The sequence below is a fragment of the Laspinema olomoucense D3b genome (genome assembly GCF_025370785.1).
GTDB lineage: Bacteria > Cyanobacteriota > Cyanobacteriia > Cyanobacteriales > Laspinemataceae > Laspinema > Laspinema olomoucense.
The window spans coordinates 51,133-76,940 of sequence record NZ_JAMXFA010000029.1; the positions used below are offsets into that span (position 1 = coordinate 51,133).

Consider the following 25,808-nt stretch of genomic DNA (forward strand, 5'->3'; position numbering starts at 1 on the left):
AGGGTGTCGAACAAATTCAGGGTGATCGTGTTTTCATTATGATTGCAGGAGTCAGGAAAAAGCATCAGCTAAATGGCTGAACTTTGCATTGCTTAATTTAGATCCAAATTAAAGACTATGGCAGCAGAGTCAGAAGATATCCTGAATCAACAGGATGGGGTGATGCATCCGCACAAAGGGACTTAACCCGAATGAAACTGGGGGTTAAACCTGGGAGATCTTCATGTAGTCTAAAAATAAAAAACCCCCCTAGGGCTTGGGAGGTGATGCAACACTCAGGGTGTCGAACAAATTCAGGGTGATCGTGTTTTTATTATGGTTTGAAGAGCCACGAAAAAACATCCGCCAAATGGCTTAACTTGATCTAAGCCAAATTACTGACGGATGGGCTGGGAAATGGCAATGAGGGCGATCGCCACTGAGGGACCGATATCTTGCCCGGGTCGGATACTGTTGCGGAGTCTCCCGGTCTTTGCTGCTGTCACCATATCTGACAATAACGATTGCCTCCTATAGGGGACTAAAAATATCGGAGGCAGTTCCCGAGATTGAAAAAATATTACTACCCAAAAAAAAATTAGACCCGACTCAGAGGTAAGCGGATCTTATGCTTGCGGAGAATGCGGATGAGTTGAGTGCCACTGAGCTGAATTCCCGTTACCTGGGCTAAATGTTCGGCTAATCGTTGACTTGTCCAGACTTCCAGGGGATACCCAAATTGGCTGGGGTTTTTTTTGACAACTTCTAAGAGCAACTGAATATAAGCTTGATCAGCTTTGCGATAGTTCCCCTGTTCCCGGCGATCGCGCAGACTATCAAGATTGTCTGGATCCCCATGCACGCACCAATAAGCAACGGTTCGGTAAGAACAGCCTAAAAACTCGGCAATTTCTTCGTAAGTTTTACCATCATTTTGCAATAACAAAATCAGGGCGTGTTCCCGAAACCGAGAGCAATCACTCTGGCGGATGGCATTTTGCAAGCTCTTTTTTTGGGTGGGGGTGAGAAAATTTTTGGCGGGCATCAGGGGAAGACAGAACGTAGTCGTTTTAATTTTATGCTACTTAGATGTAAATCATATCCCAGGCGATCGCGATCGCCTCCTCCGTCAGAGACTGGGGAATAAAGCAGACGAGAAGCTGTTTTTGGCAGCATCACAGCTTCTCGTATTTTGGATTGTAGATATATCCGCTCGGGGCGATCGCCCCGAACTCCGGAGACGACCCAAAAGCCGCAAGGAGATCGCGATGGTGGAGTCATCTCCCTCAACCCGATCTCCTGAACCCCTTATTAATTCCAATCTCTAATGGGTCTCAGTAATGATGTCCGAATCCGACACAAATCCAATCGCCCCTTCCATTTTACTGCTTTCGAGATTAGCGCCCTCAAAATTAGCACCACTTAATTGAGCATTAAAGAAATTCGCATTCGATAGATCTGCATTTTCTAAGCTGGCCCCCCTGAGATCGGCATAGCTGAAATCTGCACTGCTCAAATCAGCACTACTCAAATCGGCATTCCTGAGATTCGCACCCTTTAAGTTCGCTGTAGATAGCACGGCACTATGGATCCGAGCGCCTTGTAGGGAGGCATTTTCTAAATCAGCAAAAAACAGATTAGCACTGCTGAGATCAACGCGATCCAGATTCGATCCTCTGAGGTTAGCCCCACCCAACACTCGCTCCTTGAGATTTGCACCGACTAGATTGCACCCCTGACATTGATTGTTTTCCTGCAAGTGTTTCAGATCTGCGCGATCACTCATACAGCTAGAGCAGAAGGTTAGCACCACTACCGCAATTGTCAGGTTTATTGCTTTCACGTTCTTTAGTTCCTTATTAGTGCAACCAATCATCACGGCTCCCGGGTGGGAACCTAATTACATAAATATTAGTAATTGTCAAAGGGGGTGATACCCATCAGTATAGATTTCATAAAACTTAATAAAAAAGTTGGAGAAGATTCACAGGCCCTAGGGCAGCGATCGCCTCCGTTGTAGCAGACCCTCTCACCGAATCTGTTCAATGCAGTTACAGTAAAATCAGCGATCGCCCAGTTGGTTTAAGGGTCTAACCCTACGAAACCCGCGATCGCCCCGTCAGAAGAATGGAGAGCAGCACATGAACCCAACCCACACCTTACCCATTCCCCCTCACTTTGAGCGCGCAAAAGTCGGCCAAGTTTGGCGAGTCCCTTATCAGCAGCTTGCTCAGGACGCCCAAACTTGGGCCAAAACTCACCAAATTCAACCGGCGATCGCCGACTCCCCTAAAATTTGCCTCTTAGCGATCGACATTCAAAATACATTCTGCATTCCCGACTTTGAACTCTTTGTGGGGGGACGCAGCGGCAACGGTGCCGTTGAAGATAACCAGCGCTTATGTGAATTTATCTATCGAAATTTGCATCGGATTACCGCCATCATCCCCACGATGGATACCCATACCACCGGGCAAATTTTTCATCCCATATTCTGGGTCGATCGCAACGGGGATAATCCGCCTCCTTTGACCCAAATTTCCCTCAAGGACGTAGAAAATGGCGTTTGGAACGTTAATCCAGCGGTTGCTCAGAGTCTAGGCGATCGCCACCCCGAACAAATCCAACAGTATGCTCACCATTACGTTAAACAACTAGAAATTGAGGGCAAATATCCCCTGATTATTTGGCCCTATCACAGTTTATTGGGTGGAATTGGTCACGCCTTAGTTTCTGCCGTAGAAGAGGCGATATTTTTTCATAATTTGGCCCGCCATGCCGCCACAGGATTTGAACTGAAAGGAAACCATCCCCTCACGGAGAATTATTCCGCCTTACGCCCAGAAGTATTATTAGACCAAACAGGAACGGCGATCGCCCACCCTAACAGTCTATTAATGGAAAAATTACTAGAATTTGACGTATTGATGATCGCCGGACAAGCCAAAAGTCACTGTGTAGCTTGGACTATCGATGATCTACTCCGGGATATCCAAGAACGAGACCCAAAATTAGCGCAAAAAGTTTATCTGTTGGAGGATTGTACTTCCCCAGTCGTCGTTCCAAATGTGGTAGACTTCACCGATGCTGCTGATGCTGCATTTGCCCGATTTTCGGAGGCTGGAATGCATTTGGTCCAATCCACCGATGCGATCGACCATTGGCCTGGACTGGAGGGTGCGGGTTCATTTTCCAATCAATCGAGGGGGAAATAATTTTAGCGCAGAAACCTCTGATTATTTTGACCTCGGGAAAAACGGATCCCACCCCCGGGTTGAGGGGGAACTTGATAAAATCTCTGCAAGTCTTCCAGATCAGTGACCCAGATGAGGAACAGATCGAGTATATTGCGATCGCGTTTATTTAAAGACCCTAGTCAAACGCCCTCCATTGAGCAGGCCACCCAAAACCGGGCCTGTATGTCATAAAAGTTTACAAAGCAGCTAAAATACTCTGGTGAGTGACGGATTTAAGCTTATGTTGTCTCCTGATTCTGCTATGCGACGAGTCTTTTTAGGAATAGCTGTTACCGGATTGCTGATTACCGCCATGCCCATGCCGCCAAGTTGGGCATTCCGGTGTTCGGGTTTAACGGTTTTTGGTGGGGTTAAGCGAGAGTACGAACTCAAATATTGCGTGCAAAGTGGCCGGGAAGATAGCTGGGACCGCTATTGGCTAAAAATTCCCAAGGAAAAAGTCAGCTTGGCTATTTCTGAGTTGCGGATTAACTATCCCGAAAGCTACCGAGGCGAATTCAACGAAGAGCGAATCGAAGTCACAGTGAATGGGGACAAGATTGAATTAGACGAGGCATTGTGGGATCGGGATAATCGCTTTATTCAAATTTATCCAACGGAAGCCATTCCTGCGAATTCAGATGTGGAAGTGGTTTTATCCAATGTCCGCAACCCCAACTTTGGAGGAATGTTTAATTTTAATGCCCTGGTAGTGACTCGCGGAGGTCCTCCGATTCCGGAATATATTGGGACTTGGGTTTTAGCAATTGACTAAGCCCCCTCCACCCACACCGAGGGGACTCATGGCAACGAGGGAACGTCAAAGGTTTTGGCGTTCCCTTTCATTTTGAAGCAGACTCTGGTCCCCTCGGCTTCGTCCCACTCTGTGGGACAATCTCACCAAGAGACCTCTCCCCCAACGGGGGCTTAGGTCCGATTCCCCTAACAGCTCAAAAAATTGAGGGGTCCAGCGGTTTTAAGTCCAAAGTCATGATATTATAAAAATTTGTGATTTTTTTTGAAAGTTTAGAGTCGCAACCTAGGAGTTATTCGTTATGACACAGCGCACCCTACATGGCACAAGCCGTAAAAGAAAGAGAGTTTCAGGGTTTAGAGTTCGGATGAGAACGGCCAATGGTCGCCGAGTGATTAAATCCCGTCGGAACAAGGGACGTTATCGGTTAGCCGTGTAGTCGGGTTCTCCACAAAAATGGAGTCAAACCCTCAGCAGGACGAAACCGTTCCCGGTGCGATCGGTGGCAGAATGAACCCAATTGCCACCGTTAGACCTCCACGTTCCAAGAGAGCGAGACAGAGGTAGAACCGGACTCGGGGGCGATCGCCTCCTCGGGGAATGAGAATCACCCCAATCCTTCTGCATCCGGAAAAAAACACCGTGTTACCTGCATCGAATCGGTTAAAGCGCCCGAAAGAGTTTAGCGCTGTTTATCGCACGGGAATCAGTCGCAAGACCACTCACCTGACCTTGAGAGCCAAACGGCGCAAAGGAGATTTGCCTGTGACGAAACAGCCTGATCTCAAGTCGGAGAACCCCGCTGAGGCGAAGTCGGCTGATTTGCCGACCCGCGTGGGAATTTCGATTAGCCTGAAAGTAAGTAAAAAAGCCGTGATTCGGAATCGAATCAAGCGGCAAATCCGCGCCGGATTGCGGGAATTTCTCCCCCGAATTTCCCGGGGGTGGGACCTAGTGTTAATCGTGCGTCCTTCAGCAGTAGAGTGCAATTATCGCCAACTTCTGCAAGAATTAGAGCAGTTGTTGACACAAGCGGAGGTACTCAATGGCGATTCGCGAGGAAGTTTACTATGAAGGGGGTCCTCATATTGGGGAACTACTTGTGAACATCCTGTTAGGATTTACGGTGATTGCTTTACCGTTAACGGTTGGAGCAATCGTGCGGGCATTGTGGCTGCGCTACCGCATCACCAACCGCCGAATTTCTATCAACAGCGGCTGGATGGGAAGAGATCGCAGTGATATTATCTACTCGGAAATTGTCCAGGTAAAGACCGTAGCTCGGGGTTTCGGACTCTGGGGCGATATGGTATTCACCCTCAAAGACGGTTCTCGCTTAGAAATGCGGGGCGTTCCTAATTTTCGGGAAGCGTATGACTACATTTCGGACAAATTGTCCGCCAAAGCAAAACAGGCCAGTGGAGCCATTGGCAATCGTTAACAAAGCGAACCTAGGCAGTAGTAGCAAAGAGCGTACCCTCAAACCATCAAAATGGGCGGCGATCGCCCCTACTGCCCCCCTGTTCCCTCAAGCCCTCAACCCAAGGGCCAACCATCAAACCTCTTAAACATGGTTAATATTTAAGCAAGGTTGTTATACACAAAAAATCTTCCCACCGCATAGGTTGACATAAAAGAATGGACTTTGGAGTCGGATTTCTTTCCAATAACGTCATGCTGCCGATCCTGGACTTCTTCTACGGGATCGTGCCGAGCTATGGTCTGGCAATTGTAGCCCTGACCCTCGTGATCCGCTTTGCACTGTATCCCTTGAGTGCTGGCTCAATTCGCAGTATGCGAAGAATGCGAGTCGCCCAACCCGTCATGCAAAAGCGGGTCAAAGAAATTCAAGAACGCTACAAAGAAGAACCTGCAAAACAGCAGGAAGAAATGAGCAAGGTTTACAAAGAATTTGGCAATCCCTTGTCCGGCTGCTTGCCAGTCGTCCTGCAAATGCCAGTTCTGTTTGCCTTGTTCGCCACCTTACGGGGTTCACCCTTCTCGGATATCAATTACAACGTCAACGTTGAAATTTTTCCCAGTGAACAGGTTGAACGAATCATTCCCCAGGCATTCGCCACCCCCCAGCAAAATATTTATTTCTCCGATGGACAACACGCCCCCATCGTGGCGTTACTCCCCTCCGGCAATAAATTAACCGTCGGCGAAAAAACCCAACTAGAATTTCAGTCCGTTGAGGGCAAACCCTTAAAGGAATTACTCGCCCAGAATCCCAATACGGAATTGTCTCCCCGGTGGCAAGTCACCTCCGGAGAAGACCGCCTGCGGATTAATGAAGATGGCACCATAGAAGCCCTCCAGCCTGGAGAAGCCACCATTCAGGCCACCTTACCGGGTCTGGCGGCTAATAAAGGATTTCTGTTCATCGAAGCCCTGGGTCGCGTCGGTGCTGTGGATCCCGAAGGCAATATCCACTGGGATATCGTGGGTATGGTGCTATTCTTTGGGATTAGTTTGTACGTGAACCAATTGCTTTCGGGACAAAGTGGCCCTGGTGCCAACGATAACCCGCAGCAGTCCACAGTCAACAAACTGACCCCAGTGATTTTCTCGGGAATGTTTTTGTTCTTCCCCCTGCCTGCTGGGGTGTTGATGTACATGGTAATTGCGAACATCTTTCAGACAGCGCAAACCTTTATTCTCTCCCGCGAACCCCTGCCTGAAAATCTTCAGAAACTGGTGGAAGCCCAGGAAAAAACTGCAAGTGGCAAGGGCCGCGAAACACTTCCCTTTGAACCCGGACGTCCCAAGAAAAAAGCCTAATGGTATCCCCAACCCAAAGTCCAATGCAACGAGGTCAGCAGTGGATTGAACAACTGCTGAAATTATTGCGAATTGACAGTTCAGTCACAACGCAGGAGCAAGAAGATAGCTTTTGGTTGACCATCGATGAGAAAAATTTGACCCCAGAACAAATTGAAATTCTGACGGGTCCTAATGGACAGGTTCTGGATGCGATTCAGTATCTGGCGAACACGACTCTCAATATCGCCCAGCCCACCGATGTCCAAGCCTCCTATACGATCGAGCTGAATCAGTACCGGGTACGCCGAGAGGAGGTACTCCGGGAGATGGTGGCTAAAGCGGTCCAAACGGTTCAGGAGACTGGGGAAGCCTATGAAATGAAGGGGCTTTCTTCTGCGGAACGACGGCAGGTTCATAACTTACTCAAGGACTATGAGGACCTGGAATCCTTCAGTCGCGGACAAGAACCCGACCGACGACTGGTGGTGCATCGGCGCGAAACGGTGTAAAAAACTGAGCGCCTACCGCAAGGCTCTTCGCACCCGCCCGATCGCCCTTGAGGAGTGAGGGAAATGCCCCTGGTGAAGGGGGGTTTCCCAACCCACGGGTTAACCCCTTGATTCACTACGATGAAATTACTTTCCCTCTGAGGGTTACCAGAATGCTGGAAGCAATTTATATTCCTCGGTTAGCCAAAGCCCACGAACAAACGGAAACCTTTGAGTTTCAGCAGTTCATTCAGGATTTAGAAACGTTGACCCCAGTGCGGGGACGAATCCAGGTTAGACATGGGGGCAACTTTTTAGAGGTGAGGGCCCAAGTGGAAACCATTGTTACCCTCACTTGTTATCGATGCTTGCAACAGTACAACCATCGGCTTAAAATCGAGCCAACGGAAATTATCTGTCTGAATGATACGGGAAATAGTCCGGATGATGGACCCCTGGAACGAGAAATTGCCCTGGAAGAGTTAGTGGAAACGCTCTCCTCTCAAGGCACCTTTGACCCGGAAGCCTGGTTGTATGAACAGATTTGTTTGGAAATTCCCTCCCGCAAGCTGTGCGATGAGGATTGTCCGGGGATTGAGTTTTCCCCAAGCCAGGGTAGCCCTCTGTCTGTGGCCGATCGCCGCTGGGCTGCGGCCTTAGAACAACTGAAAAAACAACTGCCAAGCTAGTTAACCGTTTTTGGATGGCAGGATGTCAAGCGGTCCAAAATCATGAGAACATCCTACTCCAAAATTTAACCGGCTATGACATTCAATGAAGAGTTTAAGCTATTCCTGCGAGCCAGATATCCGTTAATTTACATTCCCACGCGAGAAGAAGAACGAGTTGAGGCGGCGATCGCCCATTGTGCCCAGGAACTCGGTAATCGTGCTGTCTATATCTGGGATTTTGTTGATGGTTACCAGGGCAATCCCAACGATACCGGGTTCGGTCGCCGCAACCCCCTCCAAGCCTTAGAATTTGTGGAAAAATTGCCCGCCTCTGCACCGGCAATTTTTATTTTGCGTGATTTTCACCGCTTTTTAGAGGATATTTCCGTTTCCCGAAAACTCCGAAATCTCTCCCGAACCCTCAAATCTCAGCCCAAAAATATTGCCATTATTTCCCCAGGTATTGCCATTCCCGAAGACCTCAGCGAAGCCCTAACGGTATTAGAATTTCCCCTCCCCAATGCCCCAGAAATTAAAGGGGAAGTCGAACGGTTACTTTCGGCAACGGGACATCCTTTAGAGGGAAAATTTTTAGATGAAATCGTGCGATCGTGCCAGGGTCTTTCCATCGATCGCATTCGCCGTGTCTTAGCTAAGGCGATCGCCACCCACGGACAACTTCAACCCGATGATGTTGAACTCATTCTCGAAGAAAAACGCACCATCATCCGCCAAACCCAAATCCTGGAATTCTACCCCGCCACGGAACAAATCTCCGATATCGGCGGCCTCGATAACCTTAAAGACTGGCTGATCCGTCGGGGCGGGGCCTTCTCCGAACGGGCGCGCCAATATGGCTTACCCCATCCCCGAGGATTGCTTCTCGTGGGCATCCAAGGCACGGGCAAATCCCTCACCGCCAAAGCCATTTCCCATCATTGGCACCTTCCCCTCCTCCGCCTGGATGTGGGAAGACTCTTTGGCGGATTAGTCGGGGAATCCGAATCGCGCACCCGCCAAATGATTCAACTGGCTGAAGCCCTGGCCCCCTGCGTCCTCTGGATTGATGAAATTGACAAAGCCTTTGGCGGATTAGACAGTAAAGGAGATGCCGGGACCACCAGTCGCGTCTTTGGCACCTTTATTACCTGGTTAGCGGAAAAAACCTCCCCAGTTTTTGTCGTTGCTACCGCTAATAATATCCAGTCCTTGCCCCCAGAGATGCTCCGCAAAGGCCGATTTGATGAAATTTTCTTCGTCGGATTGCCTGCCCAAGAAGAACGAAACGCCATTTTTACGGTACACTTGTCCCGATTGCGACCTCATAATCTGAAAAGCTATGATATTGAACGGCTGGCTTACGAAACTCCTGATTTTTCCGGGGCCGAAATCGAACAAGCGTTGATCGAAGCGATGCATATTGGATTTAGTCAAAACCGCGACTTTGCCACGGATGATATTCTAGAAGCCGCCAGTCAAATCGTTCCCCTCGCCCGTACCGCCTCAGAGCAAATCCAGGTTTTAAAAGATTGGGCGGCGGCAGGAAAAGCTCGTCTTGCTTCCAGATACAGTACATTAAATAGTCGGATGCAACGTCAACTGCAACAGCCTGAATCCTAAGAATTTATGCGGAGTCTTGCCAGTTTAGTCCAGTTTATCCTCGGTTTTACTTTGGCGCTGATCATCCTCGCGGGTGGGAGTGTCGCCGCAGCGCTGTATTTCGTCACGAAATTAACCGCACTGCCTGCCAGACCGAGTTTCACGAATGATCAGCCAGCGGTTACAGCAACCCAGGCGGGAAATTCCAAAGGGGCAGCCACCAGTGAAAAGTCTGGGAATGCTCCTGCGGCGCTTCCTGCTAATGCTTACCGTGCCAAGGTAATTTGGCCCGATGGCTTGATTTTGCGCGATCGCCCCGGTTATGAAGCCAACTCCATTGGCGGACTCGATTTTAACGCCCAGGTGGTGGTTCTCGAAAAAACCTCGGATAACGAATGGGAGAAGATTCGCATCGAAGGCAGTGGTCAAGATGGATGGATTAAAGGTGGCAATACAGAACGCCTGAACTAACCGCCCCTAACCCGAGTTGACGGATCTGAACCTAAATATTGAACGCGACCCCCAGGGGAGCGCTTACTTTTGGCTGTTTTTATGACTGGCAAGAACACCTACAGCGTTAGCGCGCCTCTACTCTGGGGGTACAGCAACGGTTAGAAACCGGGTTTTTTTACAAATTCTGTGCAATTGAACCCAATTGAGGCAAAAACCCGGTTGCTGGTCCCTGGGATCCCGAAGCCCGCCTATCAAAGTATTAAGAAATTTTGCAAACTAAGAAGAATAATTGCAATCTCTAGGGATTCGGTTTACCGGAAAAAATAAAGATGCTAGGGTTCCTATCAACTGGAAAATATTACCCTAGATAGCAAAGATGGATAACAAAAATTCCAATCAAGACCTCGCCACTGCTGCGGTTACGGCAGCTTTGGGAGCCGGTGTTGTTACTTCATTTGCGGTGAGCCAAGGTCAAAATCCATTGGTGGCGTTAGGAATTACGGGGTTTGCTGTGGTTGCTGCATTATTGATTGATCGCTTGGGTTTGATTTGACTGATGTAACCCGCCAGATGGAGAAGTTTGGGACGGGGGCGCTGACTTTAGATGTAGCGTTAGGTGGCGGATTACCAAAGGGACGGGCGATCGAGATTTTTGGACCGGAAAGTGTGGGAAAAACTACTGTGGCCCTCCATGCGATCGCCCAACTGCAAAAAACCGGCGGAATTGCCGCCTTTATCGATGCAGAACACGCCCTGGATCCTTCTTATGCAGGGAAAATAGGGGTTGATATTGACCGCCTGCTGGTTTCGCAACCGGATACGGGAGAGATGGCCCTAGAGATTAGCGATCGCTTAGTGAGGTCAGCAGGGGTGGATTTAGTGGCGATCGACTCTGTAGCTGCCTTGGTCCCAGAAGCGGAAATTGCTGGAGCAATGGGAGAGACAGCCTCCAGTTTACAAGCGCAATTGATGAGTTACTGGTTGCGAAAAATTACCCACAATATGCGGCGATCGGACTGTGCCGTAATTTTCCTCAACCAACTGCGCCACAGTTTCTATTCCATTGCCGGACCCGAAACCACCGCAGGCGGAGATTCCCTGAAATTTTATGCCTCAGTTCGTATCGATATGCGATCGATTCAAGTCCTCAGCAAGGGGTTAGAAGACTATGGAATTCGAGTGCAAGCCAAAGTCGTCAAAAATAAGGTCGCCCCACCGTTTGAAGTGGGGGAATTTGATATTATTTTTGGGCAAGGGATTTCTCATTTAGGTTGTTTGTTTGATTTGGGGGAGAAACTCCGGTTAATTACCCGTAAAAGGTCGGGGTATCGCTATCAAGGGAAGGCGATCGGGCAGAGTCGAGAGGAGTGCCTGTGTTATCTGGAACGGGATTTAAAACTTTATGAACACCTGGAAAAAACGGTTCTGAAAGTCTTAAAACTTCGGGCAGATTCGTGAGTGAAGCGCTATAAACAGGAGTTTTGAAGGTTTTTCGAGGTCTAGGTCGGGATTAGGAGGCAGAGCCTCCCTTATGGCATTCCCAGGCAGAGCCTGGGAACGAGGAAAAGGGGGCTGATGCTACATTTCATGTAGCCGCATCCTGCATTCAGGGAGCGGTTTTTGTAGACTAAACCGCTGAAGCAGTCATGCCAGGACAAGCCACATTTGTGCCGCCTAAACCACAATAGCCATTAGGATTTTTCGCCAGGTATTGCTGATGATATCCTTCGGCATAGTAGAATTCGGGGGCGTCGAGAATTTCGGTCGTAATTTCGCCATATCCTGCGGCAGCAAGTGCTTTTTGGTAGGCATTTTTGGAGGCTAAGGCTAACTCTTTGTGTTCGGGAGAATACACATAAATTCCTGAACGGTATTGAGTGCCCGTATCATTGCCTTGACGCATTCCTTGGGTAGGATTGTGGCTTTCCCAGAATACTTTGAGCAGGGTTTCAAAACTAATGACTTTGGGGTCGTACACGACTAACACCACTTCGTTATGACCCGTCATGCCGGTACAGACTTCTTGGTAGGTGGGGTTCGGGGTGATTCCGGCAGCGTAGCCTACGGCAGTGACGAAGACGCCTTCTTGTTGCCAAAATTTACGTTCGGCACCCCAAAAGCAGCCCATGCCGACGATGACTTGTTCCATGCCATCGGGAAAGGGGGGTTGGAGGGGATTGCCATTAACGAAGTGATTTGCGGGGACTGGAATGGGTTCCTGGCGTCCCGGTAAGGCTTTGTCTGGGGTGGGTAGGGTCAGTTTTTTGCCTAATCCAAATAGTCCCATGATGTTCTGACTCCGAATGATGAGTGATGTCTTTACTTTTCTTAATAATAGCTAGAATTTGGGGGAGCGCGATCGCCTTGGGGGGTTGGCGGCCCTTGCAACCCACAGAAAAAGCGGCAGGAAGGGGTCGAATCCCTTCCCTGCCGCCAGTCAAAACCTGGGTTAGAGAGATTGCACTAGATTTGAGAAGCCATATTTTCGGAGTGAGCAGCAGCTTCTTGGGTGGGTTTTACGAACCCGAAGTAAGCGGCACCCACGGCTGTTAAGGCGTTAAACCAGATATTATGGCCGTAGATAGGCATGAATCCGAACAGAGTGCCGGTGTAAGGGAATAATCCCAGCAGGGCTAGGGCCAGATAGGAAATCGCAAAACCCCGATTGTAGAGGCGTGCGCGGCTTTTATCTGTGGAGGAAAAAATCCCTAAGCCTCCTACGAGCAGGTGGGCAATGTTATGTAGGGTATTCACTGGAAATAGCCCAAATAAAGCCCCAAATTCGCGGTCCCCGGGAAAATAGTGGGGTTCAAACAATAAGGTGGGGGAGGGATTTTCTGGCATCCAAACTAAGCCGGGAATAAATCCAGCCACGCCCAGGACTACGAAGATAATTCCGAGAGTCAAGGTGAAATTACGATCTGTCATACTTTTTGTCTCCTGTTGTTTTTGAAAGGTTTAGGCGGTCATTTGTTGCCTCACTGGTTAGTCTTTAAGACCCACAATTAAGGCAACTAAGTTTTGGGTTTAAGTCAAAAGATAGACTAAATTAAACCCGCTGCACTCCAGATATTTGGGTTTGAGTGCAAGGGCAGAAAAAATGGCGATCGCACTCCCGTAAGTACGGCAAATTGAACCGATTCTGCTCAATTTTACCGACTGGAGTCAGCATTGCTGGTAACTCCAAAACGGGAGCGAATATCGCGGTTTTAATCATAGTAAGAAATGAAATCTCGGGCTTCCTCTCTCTAAAGTGATGTTATGCCATTTTCTTTGCTCTATCTAAAGCAAGAGGAGCTTTTTCGGGGTGAATTTTAACAAAAATTTCTATAAAAATATCCCCACTTTTTACCCCATGCCCCGGAATGTAGGCCCGATTTTTTATAAAAGCCCGGGCTAAAATCGATAGGCTCAACGGGTGGATTTTATGAGTATTTTCGTTGATTTTATGAAAATTCCCGAGGGGGATCTGATAAAACTCTGGCTTCACTGTCCGATTGATATGCCCAGTTCAACTGCAAAAGCTTTTGAGTATTTTTGCTGAATCAGATAATTTTAAACCCTTGACAATGTGGTTTGAAAATATTATGATAGATCATGAAAATTTTAAATAAAGATAATGTTTAAAAACCTACTAAGTTTGAGGCTAAAACCCTAAAAGCTTTGTGAATTTGATTTTTTTACGTTTATCTTTATTTAATGCTTATTCGGGGGCAAATGCCTGACAATTGTAAAAATGAATGATGTAATTAATCCCTACGAAACCTTAAGAGTTAGTCCGCAAGCGACGCAATCGGAAATTAAGCAAGCGTATCGACGGTTAGTCAAACTGGTGCATCCGGATAAAAATTTAGAATCATCGGATTCGGAACGGATGATTCAGATTAATGGTGCATACGAAATATTAGGGGATCCGCAACGTCGTCAGTCTTACGATCGCCGTCAAACATCGGGTAGATCGCCCTCTGAATCTCGCGATCGCCAGACGCGAACTGCTCGTGCACAACAAAACTATCATCACGCCCGCCAAAACAGTCCCGATCCCGACGATCACCTGGAAAAATGGGTAAAACAGGTTTATCAACCCATTAACCGAATGCTGTATGAAATTTTGCATACCTTAAGGGATGAAATTGATTCCCTTGCAGCGGACCCCTTTGATGATGAATTGATGGCAGATTTTCAGGCTTATTTACAAAAATGCCGGGATTTCCTCAACCAAGCGCAAATCTATTTCCAATCCATGCAAAATCCGGCAACGGTTGCCAGTGTGGCGGCTAATCTTTATTACTGCCTCGATCGCATTGGCGATGGCATCGATGAGTTAGAATTCTTTACCCTCAACTATGACGAACATTATCTCCATACCGGGCAGGAATTGTTTAGAATTGCCAACGGTTTAAGGAAAGAAGCCCATTCAGCGATAAAAAATGTATTCCGATAAAGGTGGCGATCGCAAGCAAACTATAGCATCAGTTGAGGATAAAGCATCATGGGGAGTAGAACCCGGGTTTCTAGCCTAAATTTATGGTTCATTGCCATACACTTGGTGAAAAAACCCGGTTTCTCATCTCTGTAGCGATGACGCCCTCAAGATAAATTCCCACCTCTTAACGGGGAGTTTTGATTTGAGCGATGATGGTGCGATGCCGGGGACTATTGCTGGTGATGGAGGGTTTCTCGAACCCGGCTTCTACAAAAGTTTGCTCGATATCCAGGGAAAAATACTGATCTAAATAGGGTTCGGTACTCTTGAGCAAGGTTAAGATATAGGGCGGCATTTTTGCATAAATCTCAGACTGGGGATTCATGTCCATAATTGCCAAATATCCGCCGGGACGAAGTAATCGCCCAGCTTCTTGGATAATTTGCCGAGAAGCATCTGCGGGGAGTTCATGAAAGAGCAGGCAAGCTGAGACTAAATCAAAGGAAGCATCAGCTAAACCTGTGGATTCAGCAGCAGCATGAACCCAGGTGATAGGCGGATGCTGCTGCTCCGATTTATACTGAGCAACGGAAAGAAAATAAGGGGATAAATCCAAGCCGGTTAATGTAGCTTGGGGATAGAGTTTTTGTAAGGCAACGGTGCTCATGCCGATGCTACAACCTAAGTCAAGAATTGCCTTGGGATTGTCTCCAATTTGAGCCGAAAGCACTTCATGGTAACTGTCCCGTAGACGGGAGTCGCCTTCCACACCAGCGCCTTTCCAAATATGAGCATGGACGGCTTTAGCGGCGACTTCGACCTCACTGGCGGCTTCCCAACTTAAATTTCCCTGGTCATAAGCATGGAAGGAACGGAGGTAATAATCGGGATAAACCAAGGTGGGATTCTGTACCTGTTGGAATTCGCGGTCCCAATTGCGGTTTTGGAGCGATCGCGCCTCGCTTGTCCAGGGAACGCCCATATTTTCAGCCCGCTCAATCATCATTTTTCGGGCTTTAGATTTGGCGAAACTTGCGACGGGTTTAATGGCTAATAATCCATTAATTAAACGAGATAAGAATCCGGGGCCAGTTGATACAGAAGCAGTCATTACGGTTATGATTGGGTGAGAGGTTGACACTTTCCCCCATCGCTTTAGGGCATTTAAGGGCGGGTTTTAAACCCGGTTTCTTGACAACATCTGTGCCAAGAGAGCCACAAAGAAAGGGCCAAAACCCCAGTTTCTTGTCCTTTTGATCTAATCGCTACCCGGAAATGCTTTGTCGAGTTTGGGGTCAAAGCGCCTGGGGAGGAGGACAGAAACAGCTATCCCCTTGACGGGAGGAAAATCATTGCTTATTGTACCAAAGCGATCGCCCCACCGAGTCCCCTTTGGATTACTGAGTTACTATCTCCCGAGTTTTTTTGAGGGTAAATAACATCTCGCTTTCAAATTGCGTCGCACTGGTCCAAGTTCCGGTTGCGCCAATGCCGCGAACCGAATTTAACAAGTCGAGAGTCTGTGGAGAGATTGGAGTACCCATCATAAAGGGAAGGGTATTGAGCACCGAAGTAATTTGCTCCATATCGAGGTACAAATAGCCGTGATTGGGGTTCGGCAAGGACCCGGCGATCGCCTGGAATGTGGGGCTCTGCTGTAAAGAAGTGGCGGGGGTAGCGATCGCATCGATGATGGGACCCCCAAAGGCGATAAACAACGAATTATCATCCAACCAACCATGACCTAAAAGCGCACCTTGGAGGGGGATTTTCCATTCGCGGACATTAATTCCAGATACATTGCGTTCAGCGATCGCCAAGGGAAAGGGGACGACATTGCGCCCGATCGCATCTAATTTTTGCAGCATCGCTTCTGCAGCAGGGCGATCGCTCGTTTCAAACACTACTGCCCCTCCGAATCCCAATTGTCCCAAAAGGCCCTGATTTGAAGAAATCAGTCCCAACCCAAACTCCCCATCCATCCAACCGAACACCTCGCGGTCCACATCCAGATTCACCGCAGCGAACATCTGGCGGATGGCGAGCAAAACTCCTTGTAACTCCGGTTGGGCTTGACTTTGACCGACTACAGTGGACCAAGACCGACCGATGCCATGACCATTAACCAAGGCGATAGTTTCTGCCGGAAAACGATTTAAGAGTTTATTGGAGACTGGGGGAGATTGGGGGATAGATTGGGGGTCAACCTCCGTCAGGAAGCGCATCCGCATTCCTTCTTGATGGACTCCCGCACTGAGTAGAACCGACTTCACCCCCTCCACCGGGGGTAAACTGGGGCGATCGCTCAACCTATTGCCCATTGGTCCAATCGTCTGGCTATAATCCGGTAAGTAAAAGTGGACTAGAGCATTATCGAGTTTTGTACTCTGCCGGACCAGTTCCTTAGCCCCAGATTTCATCAAAAAAGAGGATTCTGAGGTGGTAGTGTCGATCGCTTTTTCCACTGCACTGCGCTGCTGGGAAATCACCAGTTTGTGATTCAGAGTTGCCTGATAGGTGGGAATTCCGTTGGGTGGAACGATTTGAGAGACTGTAACGCCTTTATAGTTAAATTCAGTCAGGGTAAGCTCAGTTTGAGATTTCAAGTTGCGAGTAAACCACCAGGCACGGAAGGGATTTTTAATGCCTACAATCAATAACAGGTCAGAGTTTAAGCTGGTGGTTGCTACGGATGTCGGCGAGGAAGGGACGATCGCCAGGGTGACATTGCCGATCCAAGGTTGCAGGTCTTTTTTGTAATCGAGATTGGTTTGGGCGAGCAAATTGGCTTCCAGATCCGCCACAGTGCGGGCGATCGCCGCCTGTGCGCCTGGGGTTCCAAATTCATCCAACTTCGACCATTGACCCTCATCGGTGATCACATAAGCGGCCATGAGCGCATCTTGTGGAACCACTTTTGTACTTTCCAGGGGATTAAAGCTTCCCATCCAGGTACTACGCCAGTATAAGTATCCACCGGCCATACCTACCGCAGCCACGACTGCGATCGCCCACCGATTTACATTAGGTTTCGCTGACATTTTAATTTGGCTTGTGATTCTCTCTTTTAGGATAGCGATATTTGTGGCGGTGCTCCTCCATTGTTGCTAGGGATGACCCATTCTGGGGATGGAGGCTGATCGAGGGTCAGGGAATGTCCTCGGGGTCAGTTGCCTTCTTTCCTTGTCTCTATCGTTGCCAAAACTTCATAAATCCATACGGATTTTTGATTTTTCTCTACTTTTGCTTTATTTTATTTCCCTGTAAAGCCCTTATAATAGATTGAAATATCTAAAACTACATTGAATAATAAAAAGTTTGGGAAATGGACCGTAAAAAATATTAGGGGGACGGAATGAGCATTAAAATCGTCGAATTGGAATGTGATGCGGGAGAGGAAATTTTGAAGTTTCCCTTTTTTGATTTATCCGACGATCTGCTGTGCGTGATCAATAGCAATGGAGATTTTCAGCACATCAATGGTTCGGGAGAAAAAATCCTAGGATTTCGCTCCAGTGAACTTCAGCAAAAATCCTTTCTCGATGGTGTGCATCCCGAAGATCGATTTTCAACCCGAGAACAGCTTGCCCAACTCAGTGAAAATCTCGGGGCGATCGCCTTTGAGAACCGCTATCAATGTAAAAATGGTGACTATAAGCGCTTATCCTGGAAAGCTCAATGGCGCGGGAGTGAACATCTCATTTGGGCGATCGCCCGGGAACTGTCACCCGTTCCCGCACAGAGTCGGGAATCACTGCATCCGGCAGAGGATTATCAGGCATTTTTTGACCTCTCCCTAGACTTATTTTGTACCGTAAGTTTTGATGGATATTTCCGCAGTTTAAATCCCGCCTGGGAAAAGACCCTAGGTTTTACCCCAGAGGAACTGCGTTCGACAGCCTTTATCGAATTTGTCCATCCCCAAGATCATCAAAGCACCTTGACGGAATTCGTAAAACTCCTCCAAGGATGTAATACTTACTCCTTTGAGAACCGTTATCGGTGCAAAAATGGCGACTATCGGTGGTTATTGTGGAGTGCCTGTTTAGGACGTGATCGCCAATATATTTATGCGATCGCCCATGATATTACCGAACGCAAATATGCCGAAATAGAAGGCGATCGGGCTTATGAAGAAACCCGCACCTTCGTCAATCAACTCGAAGTCAAACTGCAAAGTCGCAGTCTGGCTTTCAACAGTGCCATCTACAAACTGCAAAACGAAATCGCCGAACGCCGGGAAACCGAAAAATCCTTAGAAAAAGAACGGGAATTCTTAAAAGCATTACTCAATACCGTTGATGCTGGAATTATCGCCGGGGATGCCAAAGGAAACCTGATCCTATTTAACCGTTCAATTCGTGACTTATATGGCTTACCGGACGACTCCATTCCGCCCGAGGACTGGTTAAATTACTATGATTTATATCAGGGAGATGGCATGACTCCCATCTCCCCTGAGCAAATTCCCTTAAAGCGTGCCCTCAATGGGGAACGGGTTAACAAAGAGGAAATTGTCATTGCGCCCAAGGTGGGGGAACCCCGTATAGCCGTTGCCAGTGGCGAGCCAATTTTTGATGAAGAGGGAGATAAAATTGGCGCGGTAATTGTCTTCCATGATATTACCGAAAGCAAACAAAAAGCCCTAGCGCTTCAAGAATCGGCTTACGAAAAAAACGAATTGATACAATCGTTGCAAAACCAAGCCGAACAGCTTCAAAACACCTTACAAGAACTGCAACGCACTCAAACCCAGCTCATTCAAAGCGAAAAAATGTCCAGTTTGGGACAATTAGTCGCTGGGGTTGCCCATGAAATTAACAACCCCGTTAATTTTATTTATGGAAACCTCGCTCATGTCAATGACTATCTCGCAGATTTACTTAAACTGCTGAATCTTTACCAAATTCACTACCCAGAACCCGTTCAGGAAATCCATGAATTTCAAGAAGATATAGACCTGGACTTTCTACAAAGTGACCTGCCCAAATTGCTGAATTCTATGAAAGTGGGAGCAGAACGCATCCGTCAAATCGTGCTGTCCCTGCGGAATTTTTCGCGTTTGAACGAAGCCGATTGCAAGCCAGCCGATATTCATGAAGGAATTGATAATACCCTGCTTATTCTCCATAATAGGTTGAGAGAAAAAAGCGGAAATTTAGGAATTTCCGTGGTTAAAGAGTATGGAAAAATCCCCCGAATAGAATGCTATCCGGCGCAACTGAATCAAGCCATTATCAATATTATGACAAATGCGATCGATGCCTTGGAAACCCTAAAAGGGAAAGAAGGCTTAAGCGAAAAAACTCCCACCCTTCGCATCCGCACAGAATGGTTAGATAATCAGTGGGTAGCCATTCACATTGAGGATAATGGTCCCGGAATGACCCCCGAGGTCAAAGAGCAAATCTTTAACCCATTTTTTACCACCAAACCCGTAGGCAAAGGAACCGGACTGGGGTTATCGATCGCCTATCAAATTATTAGCCACAAACATAGCGGCGAGTTAATTTGTAACTCGGAACCGGGACAAGGCACAGAATTTGTCATTCAAATTCCCCTGAAGCAACCCCCACTCTAGGTCCCCCCAGAAGAAGGGGGAACCGTTGCCTCAGTCTCCTACCAAGGGCTGCCGACGAGGGTAAATGCGGCCCAAAAATAAGGATGAGCCAACCTGTGAGCGCTCATTTGCTCCGCGATCTGTGGCGGTAAATCGATCGCCCCTCGCGAAGTGATTAATTGATTACCACTGATCTGGACTTCCCCTCGCAAAAACGCAAGCTGTGCTTGTCTAAGCGCTTCTGACTTAATCGTTTGCTCTTGAGAACTCAATTGTTGATAAAACTCGTTCATTAACCCTAAAGTCCCCTCATCATCCACCTGCCACAAACTAGCTAAAACAGACTTCACCCCCATCTGCACTGCTAACCCGGCAAACCCCAATTCCGCCTCAGAACTTCCTACCGCAGTTTCACAAGCACTTAACACCAACAATTCCACCGTTCCAGCATCCAATCCCAACTCCCGCATTTGCTCTAGCGGGACCCGCTCATCCCAAAATTGAATGTAAGATTTACCTCGCGAATCCAGAGAATTTGCTTCGGTTTGTGCCATCCCTACAGAAAATTTGACATGAGTCGCCAGATGGATAATATCAAAGTTTTGTTGGCGACGGGAAGCCCGTAAATTCTCAGCGGTAAACGCTTCATTCAAAAAGTATTTATCAAGGGAAAAAACTTCAGAAATCAACGCTAATTCCACCGGAACCGCACTTAAGGAGGGAATGGTAGGATCTTTAAAATTCGAGGCTCCCATTGCCAGAACCCGAGTCTCGTTTAAATTTTTATAACCCGTGTCCGTGAGGTTCACACTGGGGATTAAACCCAATCGGTATTTTTCTATTAAAAACTGTTTTCCATCATGCAATGCCGCCAGAGGAATCCCCCGCAGTCCTGCATCCAGAGAAAACATTAACATATCGATTCCTTGCGCTTCCAATTCAGTGGCGATCGGCGCAATTAACCACTCATAGAGTTGCACCGAGGAGCTCAAGTAACTGTCGGTATTCGTTTTGCGCGGATTCGTCAGTTCCGAGAGTAATTCAGTTACTTTAGCTCGCAGAGCATTCCGAGAAGCAGTCGGAATCGTGCGGATGATGGGCACTCCTTCTGCCGTCATCACCACTAATTGCAATTCTTCAGGAAGGGACATCGCATAGACAACCGCAGGATTGACATTGATTTCTTGACGAATTCTCACCAGCAAATCTTTAATATTTTTGGAATCTGCCTCATCTTCCGAGAGAGGACCTTGCTGATGGGGGTAAAATTCCTGCATCCGCATTTGTTCAATCTGCAGAATAGAGGCTTGAGCAACGGCTTCTAATTCTGACTGAACTGAAAGTTCCGGGGAGTCCCCTGAAACAGGGGAGGCGATCGCCTCCACAGCAGGGATGGCGACGGTCCCCCCCTCCTGCTCCATCTCCAGGATGGCCTCCACTGACGGAGTGGGAACCCTCCCCTCACCTGAATTCGGTGCAATTGAACTCGGGAGCCCTTCAACTGGAAGAATCGCAACCTCAGCACTTCCTACATTCCCCACCTCCATCTCCACAACATCCAGAGCATTTTCAGCTACCTCATTCCGAGGCAACGGGGGTGGAGGAACCACTGGGGAGGATTGCTCCGGCGGTTTCTGCAGGGCGATCGCCGGTTCAGGAGGTGCCGTGAGTTCCGGATTCACCGCCACTGGCTCCACCGTAGGCCCCGCTGTCTGACTCAACTGTACTGGGTTCTGAAGTATTTCCGGCGGCAGGACCGAGACGGGCTCCGTCACGACTTCCCCAATAATCGGCAACTCTACAGGTTCCGACGGTAAAATTTCCACCACCGGGGGAGGTATCACCTGTTCCAGTATCGGGATTGATTCCACCGTCCCTTGATTCTCGGAAATGGGGATATTCCCAGGGATAGCAGGCCCCTGGGGTTCAGAAACCGCTACAGGTTCCCCTGGAGTGGGAGTCACGGCTGGTTCAGAAACTGCTACAGGTTCCCCTGGAGTGGGAATTGGAGTGGGAATCACTGCTGGTTCAGAAACTGCTACAGGTTCCCCTGGAGTGGGAATGGGTGTGGGAGTCACGGCTGGTTTAGAAACCGCTACAGGTTCCCCTGGAGTGGGAATTGGCGTGGGAGTTACTGTTGGTTCAGACTCCGTTACAGGTTCCGCTGGTGCGGGAGTCACTGCCGGTTCAGACTCCGTTACAGGTTCCGCTGGTGCGGGAGTCACTGCCGGTTCAGACTCCGTTACAGGTTCCTCTGACATGGAAGATTCGACCCCAGGCGCTTCCGGGGTTGGCTCTGGATCAACTGCTGTAGTCTCCTCCTCTACTGGAGGCGTTTCTTCCCCTAAATCTGTGGGAGAATCCTCCGTGGTGGGGTCTGTCTCCTCCGGTGTTTCCTCCGCCGGTTCAGGGTCAGACTCAGGAGGAGTCCCAGGATCGGAACTCTCCGTTTCTTCCTCATCGGGAGTAGTTTCGTCCGGGGTTGGCTCTGACTCGTCGGGGGTTTGTGAGTCTGGGGATTCTGGGGAGGGATTGGGATTGAGATAAATGCGCGATCGCGAAACGGATTCTCCGAGGGAGAGAAATTCCCCCGAGCCGGTGGTAATGGCGGCCAGGGATCCATTCTCAATGATGCCATTGCCATCGAGATCCCCAATCACAAATTCACTTCTGCCATGAGTGATGGTTATTTCACCGCCTTGAGGTGCAGCAGTGGAAATACTAAACTCGCCGCCGGTGGGAGAGAGAAAAGAATCGACAATTCGCACGGAACCGGGGGTTTGAATTTCGACGTTGCCGCCGATGCTTGCTCCTTCTGTATTAATAAAGGAGACTTGGATATCATTTTGCGCGGTGTGCAGGGTGACGGTGCCGCCTGCACCGATAGTCGAATGGGTATCGATCGCCCCGGTGGAGAGACCCGCGAAAGAACCCAGGCTAATGGTTCCCCCATCAGCGGCGATCGCAACCGTCTCTAAATTGCCGGTGGTGATCTGGCTATTCTGACTGTTAAGTTGAATCGAGGCCCCAGAGGTGGTGATGTCATCGGTGACAATGGCATCGGTGGCGGTAATATTGACCGTTCCTCCGGTAGTGGCGAGGCGATCGCCTAGGGTGACAGTGCCAGTGGCGTCAATGGCGATCGCCCCTTGACTCGTGGTAGTAGAGAGCAAATCAATGTTATGAGCATCAATAGACAATCCGGCGATCGCCACTTCATTCCCGATCGCCCCTCCTAGGACAACATCCCCGCTTGGAGCCTCCAGATTTAACTGAACATTGCCATTAATCGTTCCCGTCACCTGGATATTGCCGCTCCCTGCATCCGCTGTAGTCCCCGTGGTGCGGAATGTTACCGCATCGGAGAGTTGCAGAGGACCGTTAATTTGAATCGTGTTATTTTCAGTGATTAAATCCCCAGAACTAATCTGATTCTCAGCCGTTAAGGCGATCGCCCCCCCTTGGGCGTCGGAGGAAGAAGAAGCATCCAGGATACTCCCCGTGGTATCAATGCCACCCCAAGCGCTAGTGAGGGTAATATCGCCCCCATCCGTAGATATGGCTCCAGTTTGAATGCTTCCCGTTGCCTGGACAATCACAGAACGATCCGGGGGAGCGATCGCGATTTCTCCCACCACGATGGTTCCTGGAGATAATTCCAGGGAGTCATTCACCGGAGGCTGTAAAGTGCCTCTCCCCCCGGCACTTAAGTGGATCCCTCCGAGGGAAGCATTCCCTTCCTCGGCGATCGTCAGGGAAATTCTTCCCCCTTGTATGCCTCCTCCAGCATCAACCCGCAGATGTCCCCCCGTATAATTTCCAAATACCACATTCCCTCGCGCCATGAGCCCCAACTCATTACGACTTTGAAACGCTGTTGCTTGGGATGCCGTATTGGATATCATCAGATTTCCGCCACTGTGCAAAGCGCCATCCAGAGTGATGTTACCCTCACTGACTACCATCAAATTCCCCTGGACCTCGATTTGAGACTCAGGGTGATTGAGCAAATCCAGAGTAACGCTGCGATCGCCGCGAATCTGCAAATTCCGCCCCACCTTCACATCAACCGGATTTATCGGGCTATCTCCAAATCTCACCCCGTTGTCCGCTTGCAAGTGCAAATTGCCCGTGGTTTCAAGCTGACTTTCGGCCGCCGTTAAATTGCCCGTCGCGAACAAAATCGCAGTTTGAGCCTGAAGGGCACGACTACTCACATCTCCATGATCCAAGCGCAACCCTGAACCCGTCAGGGTTACCGTCCCATCGGAATTGCGCTGAACTCCCGTCGCATGAGTGCCACCCCCACCCGCCAAGAGTTCCGGTAACGACTGGGGATTGAACTGATTAGCTCGGGAGACGGATTGTCCCAGTGTGGGCGGTAACTGATAAGGGTCCACCTCAAAACTCAGGAGATGTCCGACTTGGCTAATTCGCACTAGACTTTGACCGGCTACTGCTGCCACAATCAGGTTACCTGGGGCCGAGAGGGTTCCCGTACTAACCACGGAACCCCCAAGTAAGGTTAAATTTTGATTCGGTCCCACCCCTAAATTTCCCGCATTCACGATCGCCCCAGCTTCCTGCATCGAAAATAAAAATTGACTGGGACTGCCTACCAAACTGCTGTAAAAATTCGTTTGTTTTGCATCAAACCATTGCACCGAACCCGACCCATCAAACCCAATCCGGTCTGCAGTCGTTGCCATGAACGAACCGGGAACATTTAAACTCGCCCCGGAACCAAACAGGATGCCACTAGGGTTCATCAAAAATAAATTAGTCTGACCTCCAGTGACTTGAATTAGCCCATTAATAATAGAAGGATTGCCCCCATTGATTCGGGTCAAAATATTTTGAATCTGGGGGTTAGACATAAAGTTAGCAATTTCTCCGGCGCTGAGTCCAAACTCCGCAAAAGTATGGAACAGATTCCTGCCATCTTCCGAAAGTGTTCCGCCCTCAATCTTGAAGGTATTCCCATTGGGAGTGACTTGGGTTTCGGTATCAGTGCCGGGAATGATCGGTTGGGCATGGGTGGGTTGAATTGCGAGGGTCCCGCAAAGGGAAAGCGTTAACCACCCGATATAGATGCTTCTGATGGGTGAAATCATGGATATGTCTCTTTTTTATGGGGCATGAAGGAGGGGATGAATCCGTTGCCCTTTCCCTGAGTTTGCTAGAGCAAATCGTTACGGTGTAAAGTTACTAAAATTAAAAATTTTTAGTTGATTAAATGCGGCTTTTTGGGATAAAAATCAGAGCTTTAACTCCGAGGTTAAAAGAGGAAGTAGGGTGTTAATCTTTAGGGGCTAGGAAACCCTTCTACTTCAACTGCCGCTCCAGGTTGAAAGTAGGATTAGATAGTTTTAGAATAAACCCGGTCTAGGTCAACTCCAGCGCTCCCGTTATCTTTCCCCCATTGCATTTGGGATAACCCGATTACAGGACTTTCATCCTATTTACTACTCTAACCTACATCCGTTCCTCCCTTGTCAAATGGCCGGAGCCGAGTGCAATCTAGTTTTGTCCGTACTTGGACTCGCTGGCGCAGAAAAAAGGATAGAGGTATTTTAATTTTTTGAAATAAATGTGCAATTGTTTTAAGAGATAAGTGGCCCGAATCTAAGGGAAATAATTAATTTTTTAAAATGCAGGCATACCGTAAAATAGTGGGAGGGCCGGTTGGCAAATCCGGCAGGGAAGATCGAGACCGCATCACCGCTGGGGCAAAAAGCGATTCCAATCCCTTAAAAATCTTTACAAATCCCTGTAAAAATTTACGAATGCTTCAACCTTGATGTAGAGAGCCATTCGTTAACCTAGGACAAGATGCCCTCAGTGCGATCGCAGAAGGGATCAAGTGCATCTCCCAT

General features: G+C 48.6%; 26 protein-coding genes. 15 read left to right on the plus strand and 11 right to left on the minus strand.

Annotated features, from left to right (window positions below; translation table 11 throughout):
* Positions 1–374 precede the first annotated feature (374 nt).
* From NG792_RS19700 to NG792_RS19715, 4 genes are all read right to left on the minus strand, one after another.
* Entirely contained in the window at positions 375–497 is a 123-nt protein-coding gene (locus NG792_RS19700) for a hypothetical protein (protein WP_261200165.1), read from the minus strand.
* Positions 498–577: 80 nt separating this feature from the next.
* A complete protein-coding gene (locus NG792_RS19705) occupies positions 578–1,024 on the minus strand; it encodes a helix-turn-helix domain-containing protein (protein WP_261200166.1) in 447 nt (148 codons plus the stop codon).
* On the minus strand, positions 1,024–1,260 hold the full coding sequence (locus NG792_RS19710) for a hypothetical protein (protein WP_261236526.1): 237 nt from the start codon (positions 1,258–1,260) through the stop codon (positions 1,024–1,026). The genes NG792_RS19705 and NG792_RS19710 overlap by 1 nt, the downstream gene beginning before the upstream one ends.
* Positions 1,261–1,303: 43 nt before the next feature.
* Complete coding sequence (locus tag NG792_RS19715; protein WP_261200168.1) at positions 1,304–1,822, minus strand: pentapeptide repeat-containing protein; 519 nt, start codon at positions 1,820–1,822, stop codon at positions 1,304–1,306.
* A gap of 298 nt (positions 1,823–2,120) precedes the next feature.
* Here NG792_RS19715 and NG792_RS19720 point away from each other — a divergent pair, with 298 nt between their 5' ends.
* The 3 genes from NG792_RS19720 (at position 2,121) to rpmH (ending at position 4,408) form a co-directional block, all read left to right on the plus strand.
* On the plus strand, positions 2,121–3,194 hold the full coding sequence (locus NG792_RS19720; protein ID WP_261236527.1) for a cysteine hydrolase family protein: 1,074 nt from the start codon (positions 2,121–2,123) through the stop codon (positions 3,192–3,194).
* 262 nt (positions 3,195–3,456) lie between these two features.
* The gene (locus tag NG792_RS19725; protein ID WP_261200170.1) at positions 3,457–3,990 is read left to right on the plus strand and encodes a DUF2808 domain-containing protein; all 534 of its coding nucleotides are present in this window, start codon (positions 3,457–3,459) and stop codon (positions 3,988–3,990) included.
* 280 nt (positions 3,991–4,270) lie between these two features.
* Positions 4,271–4,408 carry a 50S ribosomal protein L34 gene (gene rpmH / locus NG792_RS19730; RefSeq protein WP_015148244.1) on the plus strand — a complete coding sequence of 46 codons (138 nt, stop codon included), beginning with the start codon at positions 4,271–4,273 and terminating at the stop codon, positions 4,406–4,408.
* 31 nt (positions 4,409–4,439) lie between these two features.
* On the opposite strand, the gene NG792_RS19735 is transcribed toward rpmH, so the two are convergent.
* Positions 4,440–4,580 carry a hypothetical protein gene (locus tag NG792_RS19735; protein ID WP_261236528.1) on the minus strand — a complete coding sequence of 47 codons (141 nt, stop codon included), beginning with the start codon at positions 4,578–4,580 and terminating at the stop codon, positions 4,440–4,442.
* Positions 4,581–4,611: 31 nt separating this feature from the next.
* Between NG792_RS19735 and rnpA the strand changes: the two genes are divergently transcribed.
* The 10 genes from rnpA (at position 4,612) to recA (ending at position 11,404) form a co-directional block, all read left to right on the plus strand.
* Positions 4,612–5,043, plus strand: a complete 432-nt coding sequence (gene rnpA / locus NG792_RS19740; RefSeq protein ID WP_261236529.1) for a ribonuclease P protein component — start codon at positions 4,612–4,614, stop codon at positions 5,041–5,043.
* Complete coding sequence (locus NG792_RS19745; protein WP_261200172.1) at positions 5,015–5,410, plus strand: PH domain-containing protein; 396 nt, start codon at positions 5,015–5,017, stop codon at positions 5,408–5,410. Before rnpA ends, NG792_RS19745 begins: the two co-directional genes overlap by 29 nt.
* Positions 5,397–5,537: a hypothetical protein gene (locus NG792_RS19750; RefSeq protein ID WP_261200173.1), complete on the plus strand. Its 141-nt coding sequence runs from the start codon at positions 5,397–5,399 to the stop codon at positions 5,535–5,537. Before NG792_RS19745 ends, NG792_RS19750 begins: the two co-directional genes overlap by 14 nt.
* 70 nt (positions 5,538–5,607) lie before the next feature.
* Positions 5,608–6,753: a membrane protein insertase YidC gene (gene yidC, locus NG792_RS19755; protein WP_261200174.1), complete on the plus strand. Its 1,146-nt coding sequence runs from the start codon at positions 5,608–5,610 to the stop codon at positions 6,751–6,753.
* Positions 6,753–7,244 (plus strand): Jag family protein, encoded by a 492-nt coding sequence (locus tag NG792_RS19760; RefSeq protein ID WP_261200175.1) that lies wholly within the window; start codon positions 6,753–6,755, stop codon positions 7,242–7,244. Before yidC ends, NG792_RS19760 begins: the two co-directional genes overlap by 1 nt.
* A 155-nt stretch (positions 7,245–7,399) precedes the next feature.
* On the plus strand, positions 7,400–7,912 hold the full coding sequence (locus NG792_RS19765) for a YceD family protein (RefSeq protein ID WP_317618924.1): 513 nt from the start codon (positions 7,400–7,402) through the stop codon (positions 7,910–7,912).
* A 75-nt stretch (positions 7,913–7,987) separates the two neighbouring features.
* Complete coding sequence (locus NG792_RS19770; protein ID WP_261236530.1) at positions 7,988–9,514, plus strand: AAA family ATPase; 1,527 nt, start codon at positions 7,988–7,990, stop codon at positions 9,512–9,514.
* 6 nt (positions 9,515–9,520) lie between these two features.
* On the plus strand, positions 9,521–9,964 hold the full coding sequence (locus NG792_RS19775; protein WP_261200178.1) for an SH3 domain-containing protein: 444 nt from the start codon (positions 9,521–9,523) through the stop codon (positions 9,962–9,964).
* Between the two features lie 358 nt (positions 9,965–10,322).
* On the plus strand, positions 10,323–10,499 hold the full coding sequence (locus tag NG792_RS19780; protein WP_261200179.1) for a hypothetical protein: 177 nt from the start codon (positions 10,323–10,325) through the stop codon (positions 10,497–10,499).
* 17 nt (positions 10,500–10,516) lie between these two features.
* Positions 10,517–11,404 (plus strand): recombinase RecA, encoded by an 888-nt coding sequence (gene recA / locus NG792_RS19785; protein ID WP_261236542.1) that lies wholly within the window; start codon positions 10,517–10,519, stop codon positions 11,402–11,404.
* Between the two features lie 169 nt (positions 11,405–11,573).
* Here the strand turns inward: recA and msrA are convergent, their stop codons facing one another.
* From msrA to NG792_RS19800, 3 genes are all read right to left on the minus strand, one after another.
* Positions 11,574–12,233 carry a peptide-methionine (S)-S-oxide reductase MsrA gene (gene msrA / locus NG792_RS19790; protein WP_261236531.1) on the minus strand — a complete coding sequence of 220 codons (660 nt, stop codon included), beginning with the start codon at positions 12,231–12,233 and terminating at the stop codon, positions 11,574–11,576.
* A 176-nt stretch (positions 12,234–12,409) separates the two neighbouring features.
* Entirely contained in the window at positions 12,410–12,874 is a 465-nt protein-coding gene (locus NG792_RS19795) for a DUF4383 domain-containing protein (RefSeq protein WP_261200181.1), read from the minus strand.
* Between the two features lie 121 nt (positions 12,875–12,995).
* Positions 12,996–13,118, minus strand: coding sequence for a hypothetical protein (locus tag NG792_RS19800; protein WP_261200182.1), 123 nt, complete (start codon positions 13,116–13,118; stop codon positions 12,996–12,998).
* A 564-nt stretch (positions 13,119–13,682) separates the two neighbouring features.
* Between NG792_RS19800 and NG792_RS19805 the strand changes: the two genes are divergently transcribed.
* Positions 13,683–14,390: a J domain-containing protein gene (locus NG792_RS19805; protein ID WP_261200183.1), complete on the plus strand. Its 708-nt coding sequence runs from the start codon at positions 13,683–13,685 to the stop codon at positions 14,388–14,390.
* A 166-nt stretch (positions 14,391–14,556) separates the two neighbouring features.
* On the opposite strand, the gene NG792_RS19810 is transcribed toward NG792_RS19805, so the two are convergent.
* Both NG792_RS19810 and NG792_RS19815 read right to left on the minus strand, forming a co-directional pair.
* Positions 14,557–15,483, minus strand: a complete 927-nt coding sequence (locus NG792_RS19810) for a class I SAM-dependent methyltransferase (RefSeq protein ID WP_261200184.1) — start codon at positions 15,481–15,483, stop codon at positions 14,557–14,559.
* Positions 15,484–15,769: 286 nt separating this feature from the next.
* Positions 15,770–17,413 carry a DUF3352 domain-containing protein gene (locus NG792_RS19815; protein ID WP_261236532.1) on the minus strand — a complete coding sequence of 548 codons (1,644 nt, stop codon included), beginning with the start codon at positions 17,411–17,413 and terminating at the stop codon, positions 15,770–15,772.
* A 314-nt stretch (positions 17,414–17,727) separates the two neighbouring features.
* On the opposite strand from NG792_RS19815, the gene NG792_RS19820 reads away from it, so the two are divergent.
* Complete coding sequence (locus NG792_RS19820) at positions 17,728–19,953, plus strand: PAS domain S-box protein (RefSeq protein WP_261236533.1); 2,226 nt, start codon at positions 17,728–17,730, stop codon at positions 19,951–19,953.
* Positions 19,954–19,991: 38 nt separating this feature from the next.
* Here the strand turns inward: NG792_RS19820 and NG792_RS19825 are convergent, their stop codons facing one another.
* A complete protein-coding gene (locus NG792_RS19825; RefSeq protein ID WP_261236534.1) occupies positions 19,992–25,046 on the minus strand; it encodes a CHAT domain-containing protein in 5,055 nt (1,684 codons plus the stop codon).
* Between the last annotated feature and the right edge of the window lie 762 nt (positions 25,047–25,808).

What these genes read in the sequence shown, in the direction of transcription:
- NG792_RS19710 (WP_261236526.1), bottom strand. Translation starts at nt 1,260, where the DNA reads ATGACTCCACCATCGCGATCTCCTTGCGGCTTTTGGGTCGTCTCCGGA.
- NG792_RS19805 (WP_261200183.1), top strand. Translation starts at nt 13,683, where the DNA reads ATGAATGATGTAATTAATCCCTACGAAACCTTAAGAGTTAGTCCGCAA.
- NG792_RS19795 (WP_261200181.1), bottom strand. Translation starts at nt 12,874, where the DNA reads ATGACAGATCGTAATTTCACCTTGACTCTCGGAATTATCTTCGTAGTC.
- yidC (WP_261200174.1), top strand. Translation starts at nt 5,608, where the DNA reads ATGGACTTTGGAGTCGGATTTCTTTCCAATAACGTCATGCTGCCGATC.
- NG792_RS19770 (WP_261236530.1), top strand. Translation starts at nt 7,988, where the DNA reads ATGACATTCAATGAAGAGTTTAAGCTATTCCTGCGAGCCAGATATCCG.
- NG792_RS19820 (WP_261236533.1), top strand. Translation starts at nt 17,728, where the DNA reads ATGAGCATTAAAATCGTCGAATTGGAATGTGATGCGGGAGAGGAAATT.
- recA (WP_261236542.1), top strand. Translation starts at nt 10,517, where the DNA reads ATGGAGAAGTTTGGGACGGGGGCGCTGACTTTAGATGTAGCGTTAGGT.
- NG792_RS19780 (WP_261200179.1), top strand. Translation starts at nt 10,323, where the DNA reads ATGGATAACAAAAATTCCAATCAAGACCTCGCCACTGCTGCGGTTACG.
- rpmH (WP_015148244.1), top strand. Translation starts at nt 4,271, where the DNA reads ATGACACAGCGCACCCTACATGGCACAAGCCGTAAAAGAAAGAGAGTT.
- NG792_RS19815 (WP_261236532.1), bottom strand. Translation starts at nt 17,413, where the DNA reads ATGTCAGCGAAACCTAATGTAAATCGGTGGGCGATCGCAGTCGTGGCT.
- NG792_RS19810 (WP_261200184.1), bottom strand. Translation starts at nt 15,483, where the DNA reads ATGACTGCTTCTGTATCAACTGGCCCCGGATTCTTATCTCGTTTAATT.
- NG792_RS19775 (WP_261200178.1), top strand. Translation starts at nt 9,521, where the DNA reads ATGCGGAGTCTTGCCAGTTTAGTCCAGTTTATCCTCGGTTTTACTTTG.
- NG792_RS19800 (WP_261200182.1), bottom strand. Translation starts at nt 13,118, where the DNA reads ATGCTGACTCCAGTCGGTAAAATTGAGCAGAATCGGTTCAATTTGCCG.
- NG792_RS19760 (WP_261200175.1), top strand. Translation starts at nt 6,753, where the DNA reads ATGGTATCCCCAACCCAAAGTCCAATGCAACGAGGTCAGCAGTGGATT.
- NG792_RS19705 (WP_261200166.1), bottom strand. Translation starts at nt 1,024, where the DNA reads ATGCCCGCCAAAAATTTTCTCACCCCCACCCAAAAAAAGAGCTTGCAA.
- NG792_RS19745 (WP_261200172.1), top strand. Translation starts at nt 5,015, where the DNA reads ATGGCGATTCGCGAGGAAGTTTACTATGAAGGGGGTCCTCATATTGGG.
- NG792_RS19725 (WP_261200170.1), top strand. Translation starts at nt 3,457, where the DNA reads ATGTTGTCTCCTGATTCTGCTATGCGACGAGTCTTTTTAGGAATAGCT.
- msrA (WP_261236531.1), bottom strand. Translation starts at nt 12,233, where the DNA reads ATGGGACTATTTGGATTAGGCAAAAAACTGACCCTACCCACCCCAGAC.
- NG792_RS19720 (WP_261236527.1), top strand. Translation starts at nt 2,121, where the DNA reads ATGAACCCAACCCACACCTTACCCATTCCCCCTCACTTTGAGCGCGCA.
- NG792_RS19825 (WP_261236534.1), bottom strand. Translation starts at nt 25,046, where the DNA reads ATGATTTCACCCATCAGAAGCATCTATATCGGGTGGTTAACGCTTTCC.